16 protein-coding genes are annotated in these 22,298 nt (G+C 44.8%); 9 read left to right on the forward strand and 7 right to left on the reverse strand.

Going from position 1 to position 22,298, the window contains the following annotated elements; all coding sequences use genetic code 11:
- Window positions 1–11: 11 nt before the first annotated feature.
- The 6 genes from BGX16_RS08345 to BGX16_RS14995 form a co-directional block, all read right to left on the reverse strand.
- Window positions 12–1,427, reverse strand: a complete 1,416-nt coding sequence (locus BGX16_RS08345; protein WP_100425632.1) for a Sau3AI family type II restriction endonuclease — start codon at window positions 1,425–1,427, stop codon at window positions 12–14.
- 23 nt (window positions 1,428–1,450) lie between these two features.
- On the reverse strand, window positions 1,451–3,055 hold the full coding sequence (locus BGX16_RS08350) for a Sau3AI family type II restriction endonuclease (protein WP_100425633.1): 1,605 nt from the start codon (window positions 3,053–3,055) through the stop codon (window positions 1,451–1,453).
- A 20-nt stretch (window positions 3,056–3,075) separates the two neighbouring features.
- The gene (dcm, locus tag BGX16_RS08355; RefSeq protein ID WP_100425634.1) at window positions 3,076–4,419 is read right to left on the reverse strand and encodes a DNA (cytosine-5-)-methyltransferase; all 1,344 of its coding nucleotides are present in this window, start codon (window positions 4,417–4,419) and stop codon (window positions 3,076–3,078) included.
- A gap of 91 nt (window positions 4,420–4,510) precedes the next feature.
- On the reverse strand, window positions 4,511–5,380 hold the full coding sequence (locus tag BGX16_RS14855; RefSeq protein ID WP_198514889.1) for a YecA family protein: 870 nt from the start codon (window positions 5,378–5,380) through the stop codon (window positions 4,511–4,513).
- Between the two features lie 37 nt (window positions 5,381–5,417).
- A complete protein-coding gene (locus BGX16_RS08365) occupies window positions 5,418–5,603 on the reverse strand; it encodes a hypothetical protein (protein WP_100425635.1) in 186 nt (61 codons plus the stop codon).
- An 84-nt stretch (window positions 5,604–5,687) separates the two neighbouring features.
- Window positions 5,688–5,942 (reverse strand): hypothetical protein, encoded by a 255-nt coding sequence (locus tag BGX16_RS14995; protein ID WP_241899499.1) that lies wholly within the window; start codon window positions 5,940–5,942, stop codon window positions 5,688–5,690.
- A gap of 97 nt (window positions 5,943–6,039) precedes the next feature.
- Here BGX16_RS14995 and BGX16_RS08370 point away from each other — a divergent pair, with 97 nt between their 5' ends.
- The 7 genes from BGX16_RS08370 (at window position 6,040) to BGX16_RS08400 (ending at window position 17,429) form a co-directional block, all read left to right on the forward strand.
- Window positions 6,040–6,819: a hypothetical protein gene (locus BGX16_RS08370; RefSeq protein WP_241899500.1), complete on the forward strand. Its 780-nt coding sequence runs from the start codon at window positions 6,040–6,042 to the stop codon at window positions 6,817–6,819.
- 5 nt (window positions 6,820–6,824) lie between these two features.
- Window positions 6,825–7,217, forward strand: a complete 393-nt coding sequence (locus tag BGX16_RS08375) for a (deoxy)nucleoside triphosphate pyrophosphohydrolase (RefSeq protein ID WP_100425636.1) — start codon at window positions 6,825–6,827, stop codon at window positions 7,215–7,217.
- 38 nt (window positions 7,218–7,255) lie between these two features.
- Window positions 7,256–7,957: a DUF975 family protein gene (locus BGX16_RS08380; protein ID WP_157797942.1), complete on the forward strand. Its 702-nt coding sequence runs from the start codon at window positions 7,256–7,258 to the stop codon at window positions 7,955–7,957.
- The gene (locus tag BGX16_RS08385; RefSeq protein WP_241899501.1) at window positions 7,950–8,378 is read left to right on the forward strand and encodes a very short patch repair endonuclease; all 429 of its coding nucleotides are present in this window, start codon (window positions 7,950–7,952) and stop codon (window positions 8,376–8,378) included. Before BGX16_RS08380 ends, BGX16_RS08385 begins: the two co-directional genes overlap by 8 nt.
- A 75-nt stretch (window positions 8,379–8,453) precedes the next feature.
- Entirely contained in the window at window positions 8,454–11,990 is a 3,537-nt protein-coding gene (locus BGX16_RS08390; protein ID WP_100425639.1) for an exodeoxyribonuclease V subunit gamma, read from the forward strand.
- Window positions 11,990–15,469, forward strand: a complete 3,480-nt coding sequence (locus tag BGX16_RS08395; protein ID WP_100425640.1) for a UvrD-helicase domain-containing protein — start codon at window positions 11,990–11,992, stop codon at window positions 15,467–15,469. The genes BGX16_RS08390 and BGX16_RS08395 overlap by 1 nt, the downstream gene beginning before the upstream one ends.
- 4 nt (window positions 15,470–15,473) lie before the next feature.
- The gene (locus BGX16_RS08400) at window positions 15,474–17,429 is read left to right on the forward strand and encodes an ATP-dependent DNA helicase (protein WP_100425641.1); all 1,956 of its coding nucleotides are present in this window, start codon (window positions 15,474–15,476) and stop codon (window positions 17,427–17,429) included.
- Window positions 17,430–17,472: 43 nt separating this feature from the next.
- Here the strand turns inward: BGX16_RS08400 and BGX16_RS08405 are convergent, their stop codons facing one another.
- The gene (locus tag BGX16_RS08405) at window positions 17,473–18,747 is read right to left on the reverse strand and encodes a hypothetical protein (RefSeq protein WP_157797943.1); all 1,275 of its coding nucleotides are present in this window, start codon (window positions 18,745–18,747) and stop codon (window positions 17,473–17,475) included.
- Window positions 18,748–18,895: 148 nt separating this feature from the next.
- On the opposite strand from BGX16_RS08405, the gene BGX16_RS08410 reads away from it, so the two are divergent.
- Window positions 18,896–19,417, forward strand: coding sequence for an ATP-dependent DNA helicase (locus BGX16_RS08410; protein WP_100425643.1), 522 nt, complete (start codon window positions 18,896–18,898; stop codon window positions 19,415–19,417).
- Between the two features lie 177 nt (window positions 19,418–19,594).
- Complete coding sequence (locus BGX16_RS08415) at window positions 19,595–22,168, forward strand: sialidase family protein (protein ID WP_100425644.1); 2,574 nt, start codon at window positions 19,595–19,597, stop codon at window positions 22,166–22,168.
- The last annotated feature ends 130 nt before the right edge of the window (window positions 22,169–22,298 follow it).

Consider the following 22,298-nt stretch of genomic DNA (forward strand, 5'->3'; position numbering starts at 1 on the left):
AATAACTTTATTTAGAAAGAATAGTTAAGTTGTTTCAGCACGTATTCCCGATTCAACCAATAGCACATCTTTTTCACTTGAAAACCTTGCGCACCTTCGGTTGTGTCGGCGGCGTTCTGTGCTTTGGGGCGAATATGGCAAATGGGGTTTTCTGAAGCTTTTATAAAATGCTCGTAATTTCCCACAGCAACTTTGGCACGAGTGTCTTCCCAGAGGATTTTTCCCTGTTCCAAATCCTTAAAGGGCATCGTCCAGAACATCACTTTCTCTAGGCGAACCTGCTTGTCGTTTTTCACGGCGGGTTTCCTGAATATGATGAACATAAACCGCTGCGTGAACATTTCATAAAGTGCGGAATCTTCCCAGAAATGTTCATGGACGATTTCCTTGTAATTCACGTTCGGGAACGACATCGCCTCTTTCAAGTTGCCGTTGGCTTCGAGCCGGATCGTCTTGATGGCGATTTCGGCTTTTTCGAATTCGGCAATCTTCTTCGACTTGATGCCGAGAATGGCACGGCATACATTGTAAGCCATGGATTTGCTTTGACCGAATTCTACGCCCAAAATCTTTTCAATCTCCGCAATCGTCTTGCCATAATACGGAGAGAATTTCCTTTCAATCAGCTGCTCAAAAGTTTCCGATTCGCGGTAATCAGAAATGCTGCGAACAACGCTTTCCGCAGTTTCTTGCGCCTTTAGGATTTTCTTCTTTTGCAGTTCGCTTACAAAAAGGTCGTGATACATCTCCGGATGCTTCAGAGAATCCAGAATAATCGTATTGACATACCTCGACTTGATTGAATACGCACGCTGGGGAGCCAACTCTTCGGATTTTGGCTGCTGGCGCATTTCAGCTCCTGCCCTTGACCCCTTTGTGCAAGCGGCAAGGTAAAGCGTATCGCCTTCCGAAATTTCATGGGCCTTTCCGGCAAGAATTTTATTGTGGATTATAGCCCAGTCGTCCTTGATGATTTTCAAATCCGTTTCAGGGAATTTCCAATAGCGGACAATCTTGAAGATTACGTCAAACGGAAGTTTGCCCTCTTCGTGCAGATAGAACATCAGCAACAGCAACTCGTTCTTTTTCCAGAAACTGCTTGTATAGAATGTCTTGGCAGCTTCTTCAACATAATCAATCATGTTGAGAACGAGACGTTCCTTTGAAAGCATGCTTCCATCAGACGCGGTTTTCAAAGGCGTACATTTTAGCTCGACGCCCGCTTCCTTAAAATCCGGCTCCGACTTAGAATTCGGCTCATATTGAAAATGATACTTCTCGACGGCATTCCCTAAGCCTCCTTTACCCGATTGAACTAGTTTCGCTTCACCATACACATCCCACAAGGTCTTCCCAAGCATTTTCCTAGCATGCTCAAGAATGGACTCCTTGGAAGTTTTGTCATATGGCAAGATTGATTCGTTCATATAAAAATAGAAAGGCTCTTCTTTTAAAGAATCTCTTTTATTTGTTCTAAAATATATTCATTGTTGAACCAAAAGCACTGCTTTGTCATAACATCACCATTAGGCAAACAACTTCCATTGCACCGGGGATTGCCTGTATCTTTATATCCAATAGATTTTAAATCATAATACACTAATGATGCATGAGGACGAATGGAAATAATACGGTTGTAAGGCTTTGGAGATGGGCACAACCTATATTCTTTACGATTCTTGTCTGTATTTCGTGAATCGGGGAAATTATTTAAAATTCGATTCTTTCCCCTTGTAGTCAATATTGGTGAACCATCATCATTTACATCTTTTACAAATTTTATTCCAGCTCGAATTATGTCTCTTATGTCTTCCCAACCCTTCTTTATTATTTTTTCATCATCTTGAGGCATGGACCAAAAAATAGCTCCATGAAAAACATATTCACCCTTTTCATTCTCTTTAAAAACCGACCACAAAAATTTGCGATTTACCATTTCCTCATAAACAGTTGATTCTTTCCATTTTTCTTCAAGTAAATCAGAGAAATCAAATGCCGAAAATGAGATATTTTCGTTCATTGTTCCATTTTTGTTGACACGCAGGGTCTTGACATATATACCTGCTTTCACAAATTCTTCTGCTTGGTCTGTTTCAACACCAAGCATGGCCATTGTTGTACGTGCAAATTCGGCTTTGTCAACTGTATTTTTTTGATTCCACTTTTTAAAATCATTGGACTTCATTATCGATTGTCTAATCTGCCTTACAGTTTTTCCTTTATAGCGATTAAACCGTCCTTGAACAATTGTTTCAAAAGATTCCCTTTTTAAATCTTTGGGATTCCTTATTATTGATCCAAAAAAGGGAACAATTTTCGATTTTTTTTCAGGGTTATATAGTAATATATCTTTATTAATATATTCACTAAACAACCGATTCATATACGATAATTTTAACGAAAATGCACGTCTATTATTTTTAGGGCATGGCGACAAATAATATGCGTTGCGTTCGTGCAATTCATCATATTTTTTCTTATTTACGCAATCTCTGATATACCTGTAATCTTGTTCAATCATCGCCATATCCGCTTCTGGAATCTTTACATATGCCGATTTGTAAAACGGAAACTTAAATGGTGTTACATTCTGATTAGATTCATCTACATAGTACACCAACATCATTAATTTGCATTTTTCGTAAATATGGGAATCGCGAAAAACATCGGGCAGTTTTTCTTCTTTATTAATCATCCCTAAAACAAGTCTTTCTTTTACTTTTAATCCCGCTCGGGGCTTTTTTATTAACGGGCTTACTTTTAATTCAACACCCGCTTCGTTTAAGTCGGATGTTGACTTATTATCTTTGGGTTCATCAAAATAAATGTCTTGAACCAAAAAGCCAATAAGTCCTTTGTCTCCTTTATGTATGCCGCCATTTTTGTCAATCCATCCCATTATATTTCTTTCGGCGTACATTTCCAGTCGATCTTGGCGTTTTTTACCATTAAGTTCAAGCGCATACACATCGCCAATTTGACATTTCTCTAATGCTTTTGCATGACGCAAGATGTCTTTTTTTGATTGTTTGTTGTATTGATATGATAAAGCCATTCAAGTCTTCCAGAATCGATTTAAATCCACTTTTCTAAAACTCGACCAACATCTTCGACAATACCGGTCACAAGAGCATTACCCATCAGGAAGGCGCGTCGAAGATTGCTGGCTCCTTCCGTGTGGTTATCGGGGAACATATTCAAACGCTCCAATTCGATAGGAACGAGTCTGCGATAGCGACCGGATTTTGTCATGATAACATGCTTGAAGCGAGATGGTCCCTTGCCGCCTTCGCCAGTGATAATCGTGCGAGAAGGTTTGTCCAAGAAATCAGGGAACGCCATCGGGCCTTCGCTGTAATTGTATTCAAAGCCTTCTGCGGTTTTTCTTTTTTCAGATTTTCCGCCTTTCAAATATTCCCACTTAGGCAATTCCTTCTCATCGATAAAGAATTCTTCGGGAACATCTTTTTCGTCAATAAGCAATTCACCAAGAGTCAGCCTCTTTCCAGAATAGTCTGCGACGACATCAAAAGTACAGACTTTGCGATTGCTCATGAAACCCGCAGTGAAGAACGGAGAATTTTTCTGACCTTTATTGAATTCTTCCGTGACTTTAACCAAGTCGCCTTCAATTTCAAATTCATTTTTCTTCGCTTTTTCGGAAAGTTTGCACTTTAGCGCCTGAGCAAGGATTCCTTCATTCAAAATCCATTCTTCGGCAGCGGCTTTTGAACTTGCTTTTGCGAGTTTCGTACCATCCTTATAGGCGACAATGTATGTTCTGCGACGACGTTGCGGCATGCCATAGTCAGCAGCATTGACGACACGCCATTCCACAGAATATCCAAGATCTGAAAGCGAAGCCAAAATAATTGCAAAATCGCGACCGCGTTGTTTGACAGGCGATTTCAAAAGACGATCGACATTCTCGAGGAAGAGGTATTTCGGCGGGTTCTTGCTATCGCGAAGAATGCGGTGAATTTGCCACCAAAGAACGCCCTTTTTACCTTCGATGCCACCCGAGCGCTTCAAAGTTGATGCAACAGAGTAATCTTGACAGGGGAAACCGCCGACAAGCAAATTGCCCGGCCTAATATCTTCAACTGGAACAGTCGCAATGTCAACATTGGAATGCCCCTCAATTCCAAAACGTTTCTGATAAATTGCAGAAGCATCTTGCGTCTTGGTAGAAGGCTCCCACTGGCTATTCCAGACCGTCTTGTACCTTTGCGAGGCGTGTTCAAGCCCTATGCGGAAACCGCCAACCCCGGCAAACAGCTCAATGACGCGAATATCGGTTGATTTCGTCTGAACAGCATTATTGAAAAGATTGCATTGAGCCGCACTGGCACAATACTTGGCAATAGGTTCACAAAGGTTCTGGTCAACAATTTTTGCGGGTTTCGGGTATTTGAACATACCTTAAAAATAAAAAATATAAATGGCACAAAATGACAAAATGGAGAAATTAGCCGATGAAATAATCAAACATTTTTAGGTCATCGACAATTCAATTTTTACCATGGCACTTCTTGAATTTCAAGCCAGAGCCACACCAACAAGGGTCGTTTCTACCAAGATTTCTTCGCGCAATTGCTTTTTTATATGAATCACTCATCATTTTTAAGTAATTTATCTTATCCGATACAATTCGCTTTGATTCATCAATATATTCCCTCGCCTTTGCGTCCAAGCATTTGAATTCCTGAGTCAAAGCAAGATACTCATTAGGAATTTCTTGAGTTCTAAAGAAAAACTCATTGTCAACCAACATTGGTTCGTATTGAAGCATTTCATTAACACCCAATGTTTCTTTTAAACCATCTGGTTTTGACCATGGATATGTCAAACTACTATAGTCTTCTCCTAATGCAAGGACTAAATTATTGTCCGATAAATCCGATTCCTTGAATATCTGCCGCTTCACCAAATTGAATTGAAGAGCGGGATCAATGATATAACGGTTTTTGTATGTCACCCAGCAATGTAGTTGCAATGGAAGACTTGAATCATCTATCACTTGTTTTATGATAGATTTTGATGTATTGTACATCGGTTTCTGTTGAAAATAGACTTCCCCGACGGTCAAAGAGACTTCCTCTGGCTTTATTCCTTTCTCAATAAGAAATCTTCGGTGAATATCGGCCATGAAATGGCAAGTGCTTGTATAACCGGCCTTTCCGACGGTTTTCTCACATGCGTCAATAACTGTATAGATGTATCGATTCGCTAATTCGGAAACATAATCAACATCACGTTCCGTCACAGGAGCCTCAGAAAATCTCCTATAACAATCTAAATCTAGAGGTTCTTCAGGAAAGAACTCGTTATGTGTTTTAATGGCCTCATAAAAATCATTTATATATGACGCGGCATTCATATAAATCCTCTTTTTGTTTAAATATAGCTAAGAATCGCTATTCCCCTTTCTTCTCTGGCATGTGTCGCACGCCGAGGCCGCCCGGAGATTCCATCCATTCGGATTCCGGCCAGAGTTTGAATTCCAGTACGGGAACGCCCAGGAGTCCTTCGTAGGTGGCGACGTCGCCCGTCACGATTTTGCCGATGATCATGCCGCAGTCACAGGGATTTTCGAATGACATAGCTAATATACGAAAAATAAAGATGAAAATCCACCCCCCATTGCGAATCCATACAAATGAATGTAGATTATAAGGGGCAAATGGTCATGGGGGTATGATGCCTTTTTTATTCTGCATTATTTTATTTTGGCTCGTGGCTTGTGAAAATGATTCACTTTCGGCGAACGAGCCTCCTTTGAGTTCATCATCATCCAGTGAACCGGTTCCATTTTCTTCGAGTGCATTCTTTTCGTCGTCCAGTGAGCTGCGAATGTCTAGTTCAAGTATTTTTGCGGAATCATCCAGTTCGTCTGTTTTAAAAAGTTCGGCATCTGTATCGGTATTCAAAGGCTTGATCATTCAAAATGGAGACGAAACAACGACGGTGAACCGATGGGAAGCCGATTCGGTTTTTATCCAAGCTCCGGGGCGTTTTTGGCTGCTTGCGCAAGAGCCTTTGGGTGAACTGGAAACAGAAACCCTAGAAGGAATGGGAATTTACAAACAACGTTGTTATGAAGGCTACCGATATTATCTGTACGATTATGAAGGACCTTATCAAGAAAATTTGTCAATCATGACGCTCTGTCTGATGAAATCCAAAAGAAGCGTTTCCAAGTCGGCGTTGGATGAAGTCGTGAATTATTCTCTGTATAACACGTTTGACGCCGATGAATCGGTTTTGGATGGCATTGTCTTTAAGAATCGGGGCAAAGAATTCTTGCTCAAAAGGATCGATGACGATTCGGTCTCCGTTCAAGCGGCTGGGCGTTTTTGGCTCGTTCTGGATTATCCGCTAGACAGGTTTGGTGCCGAGGCACTTGAAGAAATCGGAGTGGGCAGGGTGACGTGTTCTGCTCTCCATCAAGATCAGTTAGAAATGACTATCTGCCTGATGAAATCGGAAATGGATGTGAATAAATCGGCCATGGTTTCTGCACTGAATGGTTTTTACAACACATTCTCCGTGGATGATACGACAAAATTAGAAGTTGACTTTAGCGATGCGGATTGGGTTGTTGAAAATGAAATTGTCTATGCAAAGGTTTATTGCTGGGACGATGTTTCGATGGATGCATGCAAGGCGATTGTGGAATCTTGTCAGGGAGAAAACGTTTCCCTGGATCGAACTGTTGTTCTGTCGACGGCATCGCTAGAAGCAATCGATTGTCTTGCGGAAAATCGGGATGTTTTGGATATCGATGTCTTCCGTGAGAGATATGAAATTTTAGATTAGCTTCCATGAAGCATATTGAAGTTGTTGCGGGCATTATCCAATCCGGCGGTAAAATTTTCGCGACCCAGCGTGGTTATGGTGAATTCAAAGACGGCTGGGAATTTCCCGGTGGGAAAATGGAACCCGGCGAATCTCAAAAGCAGGCCCTTGCCCGCGAATTAAAAGAAGAACTCGCGGTGAACGTGAATGTCGCAGACTTCCTTTGCACCGTGAATTATGACTATCCGGCTTTTCATTTGACGATGCACTGTTACTTTTGCGCTATCGCAGATGGTAAATTGCCTGAACTTCTCGAACATGAAGCGGCAAAATGGCTTTCCCCCGCGGAGCTTCAAAGTGTTGACTGGCTCCCGGCTGACGTGGAAGTGGTGAAGGCGCTAGAAGCAAATCTCCGATAGCGATTGACTGCATGATTCCGTTTGGTTATATTAGAACCATGGAACAAAACGAAAGTTTAGATCAGAACGAACAGCTCCAGATGGCTGTCGAAGAATTGAACGCAAACCGTCCGATAGATACAATCGGGTGCAAACAATTTGCCTGGGGTGCAATGCATGGAAACTGGCTTAGCGGGGCTTTTATCTTGCTGGTTTCTATTTTGCTTGGCTGGGCTTTGCAAATACCGTTAGCTTTTTTGAATGAAGATTCCGGAATATATTGGGCATGGACTTTAATTGCGACCTTGCTCGGTTGGATTATCGGGTTTGGCTTTTTTGTGAACTTTTTGAGATTTGCTCGAGGAGCGAAAAATTCGATAAAGTGTCTGTTTGTGGGATTTTCCAATATGGGTTTCTTTTTGCGGATTCTTGGAGCCGAATTCTTGCAGGGGATCTTTGTCTTTTTATGGTCTCTTCTTTTGTTCATTCCGGGCTTAGTCAAGATTTATTCTTATACCATGACGGAATTTGTTCTGCTGGACCATCCGGAATATTCTCCGCTGCAGGCGATTACAGCAAGTAAGAAGATGATGTATGGACATCGCTTGGAACTCGTGATGTTGCAACTTCGTTTTTTGGGATGGTATTTGCTTTGCTTGGTGACGCTCGGCATTGCGTGCTTCTGGGTGGTGCCTTATTATATGACGGCCAAGAGCAAATTCTATATGGATCTTCTCGCTCGTGAGGGCGGAATTGCGTAAAAAGAAGCCGATGGATCGTTCGCAGATGATGCGGGCGGTTCATTCCGAAGATACAAAGCCCGAAGTCGTTGTGCGGCGGGCTCTTTTTCGTGCAGGGCTGCGCTACCGTTTGCATCGAAGGGATTTGCCGGGGACGCCGGATATTTATGTTCTCAGGTACAATGCGGTCATTTTTGTGAACGGCTGCTTTTGGCATCAGCATGGCTGCAAGTTCACCTCGCGACCAAAGACTCGTTCGGAATTTTGGAACAATAAGTTCGACAACAACGTGGCCCGCGATGTAAAAACTCTGCAACAGCTTTCGAATGAAGGCTTTCGCGTTGCCGTCGTTTGGGAATGTTCCCTCAAAAACTCTCCCGACCGCGCTACGGAACGCCTGGTGCAGTTTATATTAGGGAACGAAGAATTCTTGGAAATCTGAACGACAAGTCTAATTTTTGACATTTTCTGTCGCGGTAAAAAGTTATCTTTTTAGGGTGTTGATTTTGGGAGGTTTATGCCGCAACATTTGCATTTGAAATTCGCTGTGAATCTGGAAACTTTGGCCGACGAGATGATTGAAGAAATCTCGAAGGCTTGGAAGTCTCCGTTGGATGCCCCGATCGTGATTTTTTCGGAATATAAGGTGGAGCAGTGGTTCCGCTTGCATTGGATCGAAAAGAAAGGCGTTCTTGCGAATTTGAATCGCAAAAGCTTGGATCGCTTTTTAATGGATATTTTGGTGGGGGACGATCCCACAAAAAAGAAGCTCACGAGCGATATGCTTCGCAACGTGATCCTTGCCTATTTGCAAAAAACGGGGGAAGATGATATTCCGAATTACAAAGCCTTGGACGAACGGGTTTCGGAATATCTGGTCGATCCGCTTTCGGGTGCGGTAGACGAAAATCGCCTTTTTGATTTTGCGAATAAACTTTCAGGACTTTTTTTGGAATACGAAACGAGCCGTCCGGGAGAATTTTTGAGCGGTGTCGACGGCTTTTTGGATTGTTGGAAACAAGGTGCCCTAAAGGACTTCTTCCTTTCTAAAACGGGAAAGCCTGTGGAAAACGAAGTCTGGGAACGCAAGCTTTATTCTGCGATTTTCCACAATGAAAATGGAGATTCCCTGCTGACCAAAGTCTTTAAGGCTGCGGCAAAAGATTCCGATCGGCAGGTGGAATATCTTACGTTGCCGTTTTTGTACCACATGAACCGTCAAGGCGGTAAAATGGAATTCCATTACGATTCCAAACAGCCCGTCTTTATTTTGGGACTTTCGGGAATGGGGCAGTTCTACCGCGTGGTTCTGCAAGAGTTTGCCAAGGAGCACGAGGTGTACGCCTACATCCAGAATCCTTGCATGGAATTCTGGGAAGATATCGAAGATTCGAAGGTAAAGCGCGATATCAAACCTTCGTATTCTGCAAAAGAAGATCCGGATTCCGATGTGGAAAATGATCTGGCGGAAAATGAAAATACGCTCCTGGTGAACTGGGGGCGTGCAGGCCGCGACAACATTAAACTTTGGAGCCTTGCCGACGATTATCAGGAAGGCTTTGATGAAGACGTCAAAAGCCTTTATGAAAAAGAAAAGGACCATCCGGGCGATACGCTTTTGCATCAGCTTCAGTGGATGATTGCGCACCGCAAAAACGTTTTCTCGGATGGTTACGTTTTTAAGAATGACGAATCGCTCACGATTACCGCAGCTCCTTCGAAGGTTCGCGAAGTAGAGGCGGTGCATACGCAAATCTGCAAGCTTTTGGAAAACGGCTCGGACATTCGAGATATTCTGGTGGTTTCTCCGAATATTGCCGCATACCGCACGGCGATTTACCAAGTTTTTGATCAAAGTGAAAAGACGACGGCAAATGGCGTGCATGTCCGCTTTGCCATGCTCGATTCTGCACAAAAGAAGTCCCTTTTAGGAGAAGCGCTGGATGTGTTTTTTGCCATCCGCAAAAAGGGTGCTCTCGCCCGCGATGACTTTTTTGATTTTGTCCGGAGCCCGATTGTACAGAATGTGCGCCATATTTCTTCGGACGATGTGGATTGCTGGGAAACTTGGGTGAGCGATATGAACGTGTACCGCGATCACCGCGCGGTGTCGAACGAAAAAGAAGACTGGCTTTGCAGTGTGCGTCGGATGCTCATGGCGCGCCTTTCGGATTCTGTGGTGAACGTTGCAGGGGAAGAGTATTTGCCCTATGCGAATATAAACAGCGAAAATGATTCGACGCTAAACCGTTTTGCTCAAATGGTGTTAGATCTGGAGACTTGGATTGCGAAGTCTCGCAAGCCCGCGGTGCAGACCGCCGTAGAAGACCGCTTTACGATTGCCGAGTTGCAGGAATTTTTGAACAGTTTCTTTTTGATGGGGAATGCGCCTGCGGCGTTGATGGGCGAGTCGATTATTTACAATAACGTGGTGAAGGCGGTCGACGAGTTGAAATATCAATTTGCGACGGGGCTTTCGGAAATTTCTTGGAATGTGGTGGCGCAGACGGTGCAGTGTGCCGCGATTTCTTCGGAATATAGCTGCGGGAACCTTTTTGTGGGCGGTATTTCATTTATGAAGTTTGCGCCGAACCGCACGATCCCGGTCAAGCATTTGTTTTTCCTGGGGGCGAATGCGGATGATTTTCCGGGGACCAAATCGTTCGATACGCTGGACTTGCGAAAGTCCGTGGCGCGTTGGCCGGGTGACGATACGCCGGTAGAAAAGAACCGTTATGCGTTCCTTTGCCAGCTGATGAGTACGAGCGAAAGCTTGCACATTAGCTACCAGAATATGTACCTGCCGAAGGATCAGGAACTTTTCCCGTCGTCGGTGGTGAACGATTTGCTGAACTTTTTGAAGAAGGCGGTGAACGATCCGTCGATTGAAGTTTTGCCGGTTCAGAAAATATCGATCGATGAAAAACGCCCGTTGAACGATTTGTATACAGAACGTGAACTTCGCAACAAGAGAACGGTTCAACAGTTCAATGCGGCTTCGCGGCAAGACGCTTCGGCGATTCGAAACTTTTTGGAAGGCATTCCTGATCAACCGGAAGATGCTTCGAAAAAACTTCCGGAAAGGGTGAGTTCTTATTCTTTCCGAAAATTCCTGGAAGATCCGTTTCAGTATCAGGCGAACCAGAAAATGTACTTCGAAGAAGAGGAAAATGTGGAAAAGCTTGCGATGGAACCGGTGAAATGGAACCATTTGCAGTCGAGTTCTGCATTGAAGTTTTTTGTGGCGCAAGAACTGGGCATTCCGCAAGAAAAAAAGTCCGAGATCGACAAAGAGCTTTTGCGTTTAAATGGAAGCCTGCCGCTTGGAAATTTTGGCGAAAAGACCTGGAATCTTTTGCAGCAAATGGCAAAGGGTTTTGCACAAAAAATTTTGGAAGAATGCCCTTCGGGAGAATGGGAATTTTCGTCCGAAAATTTTGAAGTGAATATTCCGCGGGAAGGGCATGCTTCTTGGACGCTCCTTTCGAGTGTAAAGATTGTGGCCAGGAATTGTTCGGGTGCAGTCAAGTTGATCGATGTGACAAGAGGCTTTGCGTTGGTATCGAAAGTCCTTTCCAATTACATTGCGGCGCTCGGGATGATTGCCAAGGGCCTTGTCGCAGAAAATGTCCCTGTGGAACTTCGAATTTTGGATAAAAATTCGCTGGATGGAAAAGAATCCAAAAATGCGAAGTTCTTGGTGACGCGAACGCGAAGTGGAGCGGTGGACCTGCTGAATAGGCTCTACGAAAAGATGTTCGTGGAGGGCTATCGAAAGATTGTGCCGATACAGTTGCTCATGGAAAATTTCAAAAACATTTTCGCTTTGAACGATAAACTTTTGGGAAGTAAAGGCCCGTGGGAATATTTTGCCGGACGTCATATTTTTGATGCTCGCACAGAAGATGTTTCGGGCTTTAATGATCAGGATTCAAAACGATTTGTCGCAGAATGGAATGAAGCCGTGTTGATGATGAAAAATTTAATGCCGGACTTAGCAGAGGCTTTCCAACCGAAGGAAAAGAAGACGAATGCGAAAAAGGGGAAGAAGTAATGGCGGAAAATAAGGCTTTTAATATTGATGAATTTAAGTTGAACCAGAACCTTTTTATAGAAGCTTCGGCGGGAACAGGCAAGACTTTTACCATTCGAAAAATTGTGGCAAAACTGGTGAAAGAAGGCGTTCCTCTTTCCAAAATTTTGCTCGTGACCTATACGGAAAAGGCGGCTGGAGAATTGCGTGACCGCATCCGCCAAGAAATGGAAGAATGCGGATTGCCCGGCGATGTGGATAGCGCAACCATCGGAACCATCCATTCTTTTTGTAAAAAAACATTGCACGATTTTGCAGTCGAATCTAAAGTGCCTTTCGACATGAAAATGACGGACGATTCTGCGATTGAAAATAAAGTCGATGCCTTGATTCGAGACGTTTGGGAAGAAGAATTGAACCAGGTCGATTTTTCGTTGGATGAAATCCGTACTGCACTGATCGATTCTGTGAAAAAGTATGATGGGACTCAAACGTTGCGCGATCAGTTTGCGACGGATCTGAAGGAATATCGAGGGTTGAATCCGAAATTCGATTTGAATTTGCAGATTCTGCAAGATCATGCCGGGGAATCTTTTACCATTCAAAGAGAGTGTTCCGGAGTAGTGACGGAAGCGCAAAAAACGGTTTCGGAAATGCTCGAAAAAGTGGAAGCGAATCTCGAAGCGAATGTAAAGTGGTCGGGAATTAACGCGGGAAGTCGTTTTGGAAAGAGGACGGTTGCGGCGGATTCCCCGGAAGTTGTCGAAGCGACGAATTACTTTAGAAATCCCGAAATCAATTTGATGGACGCGGATAAAGCGGCCAAGTTCCGCTTTGTGCTCAAAAAATTAAAGGAAGTACACGAGGAGTATCAGGCGGATAAGCTTTCGAATAAGCAGCAGTCTTTTAACGATATGATTTTGCTTGTGCAAAAAGCGGTTCTCGAAAAGAATTCCACGCTTTGCCGTAAGCTGCGCGAAATGTACCGTTATGCGATTATCGATGAATTTCAGGATACGAATCAGGCGCAGTGGGATATTTTCAAAACGGTCTTTTTGAATTCCGGAAGCAACAATCTGATTGTGGTCGGCGATCCGAAACAGTCGATCTATTCGTTCCAGAATGCCGATTTGAATGTGTACTTTAATGCAATTCATTCACCGGGATTTGAAGGCCGTTCGCTGGGGGTGAATTACCGTTCGACGAATGCGATGATTCATGCGTGCAACGAAATGTTCAAGGCGCCTTTCTTTGGCGATTCGGAAAAGGCGATCCCTTTTAATGCGTCACTTGCACCGAGTGAAAGTTCTGCGTCGAATCCAGAAATTCCTTCGCCGACTTTCGATGGCCAGGTTCTAAAGCCGGTTTCGATTGTCAAAGGTTCTGCGGAAGAATTTGCCCGTTATGCGGCACAAAAAATTGCCGAATTCTGTGAAAAAGATTCGAACGGGAAAACGCGTTTGCAGGTTTTCCATAAAGAAGATCAGACGTTCCGGAATGTGAAATTTTCCGATATCGCACTTCTTGGCAGATCGCGCACGGAACTTGCAGAAATGGAATCGGTTCTTGCGCTTTCGGGAATTCCTTTTGCGCGGTATAAAGATGCGAACCTTTTTAAGGGGCGTGAATGTCAGCAATGGCTTGCGCTTTTCCGCGCGGTGGACGCTCCGGATTTTTCGGGCAGAAATCGTGCCATTTTGAATACGGCTTTGGTTTCGGACTTTTTCCGAATCTCTTTTGTGGATTTAGAAACCAAAAAATGGGAAGATCCGCGAAATCCGATTTTACTGCTCTTTGCCAAATGGAGAACTTTGGTGAAAAAATTCCGCTGGGCGGAATTGCAGGAAAGCATTTACGGCGAGACGCAAATCGACAAGTTCCTTTGTGAATCTTCCAAGCTGCAAAGCTTTGCGAAGGTCAAACAAATAGGCATGTACGCGTTTGATTATTTGTACAATAACCGTGTAAGCTTGGACGAACTGATTCACCATTTGGAAGGCCTGACGTCGAATTCGGAAGATGCCGATGAAGACGATGGAAATTTGGTTTCCAAGGGCAGCGATCTAGATGCGGTACAGTTGATGACGATTCACGCGTCAAAGGGATTGCAGTTCCCGGTGGTGATTTCACTTGCGGGAAACAAGGGCAAATACGCCCAGGCACCTGGACCTTTTGTTTATACGGATGCCGAAAAGCGGAGAATCTTCGGCTTGGATGACGAGTCCAAGAAGACGCGTCAGGCAGAAGAACTCGAAGAATGGCGCCGCTTGCTGTATGTGGATTATACTCGTGCAGAAGCTTTGCTGATCGCGCCGTTATACTCTCATTGGTTTGATGATAACGGAAATCTGAAGGGGGATTTCGTGTTCCTCGCTCAGGCGGAAATGTCGCTTCCCGAAGAATGGAAAGAAAGCGTGGATGCGACGGATTTGGAATGGAATCGCAACGCCTTAAAGTCTCGTGTGGATGCGATTTTGCAGACCGCCGATTCCGAAACAAAAACGTTTGCGAAGGTGCCGGAGGAAGGCGAAGAAGAACATCGGCAAAGAATTTTAGCCTTGGACCAAAGCCTGGGTGAAAAAAGCATTTTCCCGTATTCGTATAGCTCTCTATCCGGTCACGGCGATACAGACGATGTGACGAAAGACGGCTCCCGTGAAAATCAGGAAGACGGTGACACGGACGATGTAAAACCTTTGAAAATCGACTTGGATCCGGTGCGCGTTCTGCCCTTTGCTCCCACCGAAACCGTTCCTGCTTTGGAAACCGTCGAAGGATTCCCCAAGGGACGTTTGCTCGGTAATGCGATGCACGCCGTTTTTGAAAAGATGGATTTTGAACGGAGCGATAACTGGGTAAGTGAAGATGCTGTCTTGAATGATTCTGCGTTCCGGGCTTTGATTGCGGAACAGTTTCAAGATCAAGGCTATGAAATCCAGAGTAAGCCGGAATGGATTTCTCAGATGGCAAAATTCATTTATCATACGATGAATGCGACCCTCCCGGAAATCCACGGTTCCCGTTCGATGGGAAAGAACTTTGCTTTGAAGGAACTTCCGAAAAAGGATCGTTTGTCAGAAATGGAATTCCATTTGAAGGCGAATGATCTGGACATGGATTTGCACCAGTTCTGCAAAGGGTTTATGGACGTGCTTTTTGTGCGCGGTGATTACTTCTCCATTTTGGACTGGAAGTCCGATGTAATCCCGAATTACGGCGTGATGAATGCAGAAGGGGACGGAACGCAGACGACGGTTGACAAACGCTATGCGGTGCAACGGGTGCTGTATTCTTACTGCCTCATTCAATGGCTAAAATCTTTTGGTACGTTCGGCGATTCGGAAGAAGAAATCTTTGAAAAACATTTTGGTGGCGTTTATTACGTGTTTGCTCGTGGTTGCCGTTCGGGAGAAACGGCGGGCTTGTATGCGCAAACGTGGAAAAACTACGAAGATTTGAAAAAAGAATATTTGGTTTTGAAAAAGATGATGAGGGCGTAATTCGATGGAAGAAACGATTTTGAATGAAATTCCAAAAAGTTCGGAATTGAATCAAAAACTTTTGACGATGCTCGAACATTTTCAAAAGGATTTAAACGCTCTGGATGCAAAACAGATTTTTGCTGCTTACTTTGCGCTTCTGGATGACGGCAGTAGCTGTGTGACTTTAGACGCAGAGGCTTTGATTGCCAAGTGCGAAAAGAAATGGAAGCTCCCGTTTTCAAACGATCTGAAAACGATTTTTGAAAAAGGTTGTGGACAGATTTTAAACGGTGAACTTTCGCAAATCGTGACTTTTGTGCAGAACGACAACGAAATCGTTAAAACGCCTTTCGTCCTGGAAGAAAGTTCCAAGTCTCTTTTTGCGAGCAAGTACTGGACGGCAAAAAATGTCATCCTCAAAACCTTTGACGCTTCGAGCGGTATCTTTACGCAGAATGCACCGAAGGAATCCGAGGAAGATGTCAAACGTTATGTGAAGAGCGTTTTGCGAAAAGGCTCCCCGATTGAATTGAAAACGGCCCAGGCTCAAGCGATTCTGCGCGGGCAAAATTCCAACTTGCTGATTACAGGCGGTCCTGGCACCGGCAAAACGACCGTGGTGCTGTTTTTGCTGTGGAAGCTCCTTTCGGATCATGACGATATGCGGGATTGGAACCTTTATTTTGCGGCGCCGAGCGGTAAGGCGGCAAACCGTTTAAAGGAAAGCTTGGACCTTTCGGAAATCAATCCGGAGCTTTTGAACAACGAGTCCGCGGGTTTAATCGTCGAAAAGTTCAAAAACGCTGAAGGCCTTACCATGCACCGTTTGCTCAAATACAATGCGGGCAAGAACGCCTTTACGTTTAATGAGAACAATCCCTTCCCCGATAATTCGATTTTTGTAATCGACGAAGCGAGCATGATCGACATTTCGTTGTTCGCATCTTTCCTGAAAGCACTTCCAAAGGATCCTTCTAAGTTCAGACTTTTTATTTTGGGCGATAAGGACCAGCTGCCTTCGGTGAACGCGGGCGCGGTCCTTGGCGAAGTGCTCGGCAAATATCCGCAGTACATGGTGGAACTTTTGGAGTCGAACCGTTTCCAAGACGATTCTAAAATGGGACGCTTTGCGCATGCGATTCAAAAGGATTCTTTTGAAGATTGTGAAAAGTCTCTTGCAGAATGTGGAGACTTCCAAAAATGGGATGCTGCGAAAAAGTTCTGGCCTGCAGAAAGTTCACGGATGAACTTTGTTTCGTTCGACGAGAATATTCCTAAAAAGCAGCTGCAAGAAATGCTTTCGCAGTGGGTAAGTGCATATTGCGCTGCGCTTCCGATACTTGCAAAAGAAGTGAATCCGAGCGAGGAAGCGCCAAAAGGTTCTCGGGAATGGGACGCTCGGGAATGCCTATGGAAACGTGCCGAACAGGCGCGCATCCTTTCGGCAGAACGCCGAGGGCTTTTTGGCGTGGAATCGTTGAACCGGATGGTTCGCAACGCGATCCGCTCGATTCCGGAACTTGAAATTCCATACAGCACCTACTTCGCCGGTGAAATTCTCATGTTCAATCGCAATCAGAATATGATGAAGCTTTTCAACGGCGACTCGGGCGTTGTCGTGAAAAAAGATGGCGTCGATTATCTGATGATCAAAAAGGATGAGAACTTTGTCTGTTATCAGCTCGCGCTCTTCCCCAGCGATTGTTTGGAATCCGCTTTTGCGATCACCATTCACAAATCGCAGGGTTCGGGCTATGAAAATATCCTCATGTTCTTGCCACCAGAAACGGGCCATCCGCTGTTGAACCGTCAGATCCTTTATACGGGTGTGACACGTACCAAGGTGACACGCAAATACGGAGCGGATAAAGCCTCTTTTGTGGAAACGGGAACGCTGACTCTGGTGAGCGATTTGGATCACTTGAAGGAAGCGCAGCAGACGGTTCTTGAACGCGATACGGGGATCTATAGCGCCTAAAATGTAAACAAACTTTTTTGGCTTACAGTTTTTTGCGTAAACGCTACTGCCATTTTTCAAATCCCTTAAAATCAGACTGTCCCGCAATTGCAGAATCCAAATCCCTTAACGGCATTTTAAATAACCCTTCCCATGCAGCAGCATAGATAGTGTCCCCAACGATATCTAAACTATATGTAGCATCTTTAGAAACACAACCTCTTTTTTCGGCACACCAGCCGAGCATTATCGCACGCCATCCTTTAGGGATATTCCCATAGGGTTCGCCATAATCCCCCATATAAACTTTTGGGTAGGACGCATCTCCCGAGATAAAAAGGTGTTTTCCATCAGTAGCTAAATCCTTTATATCTCGCAGTGAACTTCTGTATATGTTATAAGACGAATCCCCGTTTCTTATTATAGTGGGAAGAATCATGCTATCTAAAGCAAGCCAATTACTCGAACCATCCCATTGATAGACTCGATCATTTGTTCCATCAACAGCAATCAATGCGCCCTTGTAAACGACTAGATCCTCAACCTCGTAGACATCATGATAATTAGCATTCCACTTCATCTTTGGAAATTTAGGCAACTCTGTCCATGAAAGGGAGGCTTCGTCCAGTTTCCATACCCCATCTCCAGTACCAACATACAGATTTCCATCCATTTCTGCAGCTTTCACACAAAGAAGGGGTTCCGTTTTACTTACATCATATATCACGCTATCTACAAACATTTCTTTGCGAATGCGAGGCAACTGTAATTCCAGCCATTCTGAGCCTTCTTGCAAAAGAAGTTTCGCATAATACCCCATAGATTCCGTGTAGCCAGCCATACTAACGATTAACCTACCGTTAAATCGTTGTATTCCATAAATATGATACCACAAAGAATCGTTTGTTTTTTTTACAGATAAGTTTTTCCATTCTTTTTTTTCTGGATTATACTCAAACACTTCGGAATTATAAGTACCAATATATACACCGAAAGAATCTGCATAAATCCGTTTGACATAGGCAGAAGTCGGCGGAACAAGGGTATCCCAAATGTCCGATCCAAGTCTAGAAATGAAAAGCCTCGGTGAATAAGTTGATTTTCCTGATTTTCCTTCTATAGGACTTGTCCACGCATCCATCAAGACTAGCCAATTTCCAGAATGCGTCACGTTTTGGAGACCACCGCCCCATTCAAAAGAAATCACGGGCGTAAAACCGGCACTTCGCCAACCGACAACGCTAGAAGGGACCTCTTCATGTTTAGAGTTCGTTCCCGTATCGTCAGAACACGCAAAGAATACAAATGCAGCTAATAACAGAGCAAGGATTCTTTTCATCTTAGAATCCCCATGCATACTGATTCGTCAGCAAATTCGGGCCGTCGTAAGATTCACATTTTTCAACAGAAGGAATTTGGCCGTATATTACATTTCCGAATCTAGTCTAAACGATAATAAAATCATTTTTTTTATCAAGTTGTATTCTATGCACAAATCAGGATTAGCCCCAGTTCCGCAAAGGCTTTACGGACGTACTTTTGTGCGTAGCGAAGACTTCTTATGTGAAAAATACTTCGCCGGTGAAATTCTCATGTTCAATCGCAATCAGAATATGATGAAGCTTTTTAACGGTGACTCGGGCGTTGTCGTGAAAAAAGAGGGCGTCGATTATCTGATGATCAAAAAGGATGAGAACTTTGTCTGTTATCAGCTCGCGCTCTTCCCCAGCGATTGCTTGGAATCGGCATTCGCCATTACGATTCACAAGTCGCAAGGCTCGGGATACAAAAATGTTTTGATGTTCTTGCCACAAGAAACGGGCCATCCGCTGTTGAACCGTCAGATTCTTTATACGGGTGTCACGCGTACCAAGGTTACACGAAAATACGGAGCGGATAAAGCCTCTTTTGTGGAAACGGGAACGCTGACTCTGGTGAGCGATAGGGAGCTTTTGAAGGAAGCGCAGCAGACGGTTCTCGAACGCGATACGGGGATCTATTCTGCGTAAATGTTCCTAAATTCACTACGAGTGGAAAAATCCGGCTTTTGACTTGGTTTTTCTTTTGTTTACAATGCTTGCATTTTCTTTTGCAAAACTTTTCGACGGAAAAAAGTTTGTAAGCCAGTTTTCCCTAGCAAATGAAATTCCGAGGATATAGTTTTACAAGAAATAAAAGGGTTGATTATGCAGATTTTAAAATCTTTAACTCCGTTTGCCGTAAAGCTGGGCTTTGGCTTTGCTTTAGGTCTTGGTTTGTGCTCGCAGGCTTCTGCTGTAGAAGATTACGTGTGGGGTAACGTTCGTTTTGACGGTGGCGGTTTCGTTTCCGCAGTCATATTTCACCCCAAGTCCGAAAACGTGCTTTATGCCCGCACCGACGTGGGCGGCTTGTACCGCTTCGATTTTGCGAACAATAGGTGGATTCCGCTGATGGATTGGATTAGCCAGACAGACGTGGGCCTTTACGGTACCGAAGCCTTTGCCTTGGACCCCACCGACCCCAAGCGCATCTATGTTTTGGCTGGTACCGGCTACTTTAGCGACGGGCGTACCGCCGTACTCCGGAGTGAAGACTTTGGCGCCACCTGGGACACCAGCTACGTAGAAATGTTGGCTCATGGAAACGGCATGGGCCGCCAGACCGGTGAAAAACTTGCGGTAGATCCGAATATGCCAAAAATTATCCTTTGTGGAAGCCGTTCCAAAGGCGTATATAAAAGTACGGACTACGGAAAAACGTGGACAAGCTTGTATGAAGTTGCGCTTTCTTCTGCGACGGGAAGCAGCCTGAATGGCGTGAACGGGGTGAGCTTTGTCATGTTTGACCCGGCTCAGGGAAAGCTTTCCGACGGAAGTACCGCTACGATTTACATTGGTATTTCGGAAACGGCAAAGAGTTTGCAGGTGAGCCACGATGGTGGCGCTACATGGAAAGCCGTTGAGGGAGCTCCGGAAGGATTGATGCCGCACCGTGCAAAAATTGTAGATGGCAATATGTACATTACTTTTGCCGATGGTCCGGGACCTTACAATATTTCTCGTGGAGGAGTTTTCAAGTACAACATCGCTTCGGGAACGTGGACAGATATCACTCCGTATGATGACAATAAAAAAGAAGACGGCTCGATTGTCCATGAAAAAAATGGCTGCTCCTATGGCGGTATTGCGATTGACCCGAAGGATTCGAAGCACATTGTGGTTTCGACTCTTGGACAGTATACGGGTCGCCATCTGTTCAAGGATGGAACCGAAAATTATGGCGACCGCATTTATGTGACGACTGACGGCGGCGCCAATTGGACTTTTGGACAGCACTACGACGACGGTGTGAACATGGATGAAAATGGCAACAACTGGATCCATGGAAATGCGATCCACTGGGCCGGTTCCGTGGAATTCGATCCGTTTGACAGCAAAAAGGTTTGGGTCACAAGTGGTAACGGTATTTTCCAGACGGACGACATTACTTCCAAAGTTCCTGTGTGGAAATTCCAGTCTGTGGGCATTGAAGAAACGGTCCCGCTGGATATCGTGAGCATTCCGGACGGACCGCTTGTAACGGCGATCGGAGACTATGACGGCGCAGCTTACACGAATATCGAAGAAAGCACGCCGCGCCATACACCGATTATAGGAACGACGGAGAGTATGGCTTACGCACCGCTTTCAGGAACACTTCTCCGTACAGGAGTCATTACCAAGTATTACACTTATGAGTCCATCAATTACAACGTGATGTACCGCTCCGATGATCTGGGTAAAACTTGGGATTCCGTCAAGACAACGCTCAAAGGCGGCAAAGGCCTTGTTGTGCTTTCTGCAGATGGTAAGGTGATGCTTCACCGTCCGGATCAAAGTGCTACCGTTTATCGTTCCGATGATAACGGTGCTACTTGGGAAGCTGTAGAAACGGGAACTCAAACGCAATACTCTCGAATTGTAGCAGATCCGGTAGATCCGAACGTTTTCTATGTCGTCGGTTCCATGGGAACGCTTTATAAGTCTACCGATGCGGCCAAAACATTTGTGGAACAGCCGGCTCGTCTTCAAAATGAACAGGCGGGAGAATATTATAATGGTGGCGGTTTGATTCGCACTGTCCCGGGTAAGGAAGGTCACTTGTGGGTCCCGATGGACCAGGCTCAAGTTTGGCAACCGAAGGGATTTACGGAATACGGTCTTGCTTATACGGAAGATGGCGGCGCTTCTTGGAATCGTTGCGAAGGCGCAAGCACGGCGATTGCGGTTGGCGTTGGCATGGCGAAGGAAGATGCTGACTATGAAACCATCTTCATCTGGGGGGCTGCGAAGTCTGGAGATCCGATCGGCATTTACCGTTCGACGGACAAATGCAAAACCTTTGAACGCATCAATGACGATGCGCATCAGTATGGTGGCCCGGGCAACGGTAATTTTGTTGTCGGTGATATGAATCACTTTGGCGTCGTGTACATGAGCACGGTGGGCCGTGGACTTGTCGTAGGCGCTCCGAAGGGTTCCATTTTGCCGATCCCGACGATTCGGATGCAGGAATCTTCGATTGTGAGCATGCAACTTTCCGCCCGAAATTTACGGGTGAGTGGTCCGTCGGAAAGCTTGCTGCTCTTGTTTGATGCGCAAGGAAAGCTCTGTCTGCAGCAGCGGATCGGGCCGAATTCCGAAGTGTCCTTGGAAAAGCTCCCGGCGGGGAAGGTGCTCGCCCGTGTGATTTCAAAGGACGGAAAGGCGCTGCATCATCAGAGCTTGACTCTGCGGTAAAAGATTCTCTTTTGCAACTGTTTGCGACTGGTGCACAAAAAAGGTAGCTGAAGGCTACCTTTTTTGTTGCAGATGCTAGTAAACTTCACTATGCGTTTTGCACATACTGAGCATGAAAATTCGGTATTTT

The sequence above is a fragment of the Hallerella succinigenes genome (assembly GCF_002797675.1).
Classification (GTDB): Bacteria; Fibrobacterota; Fibrobacteria; order Fibrobacterales; family Fibrobacteraceae; genus Hallerella; species Hallerella succinigenes.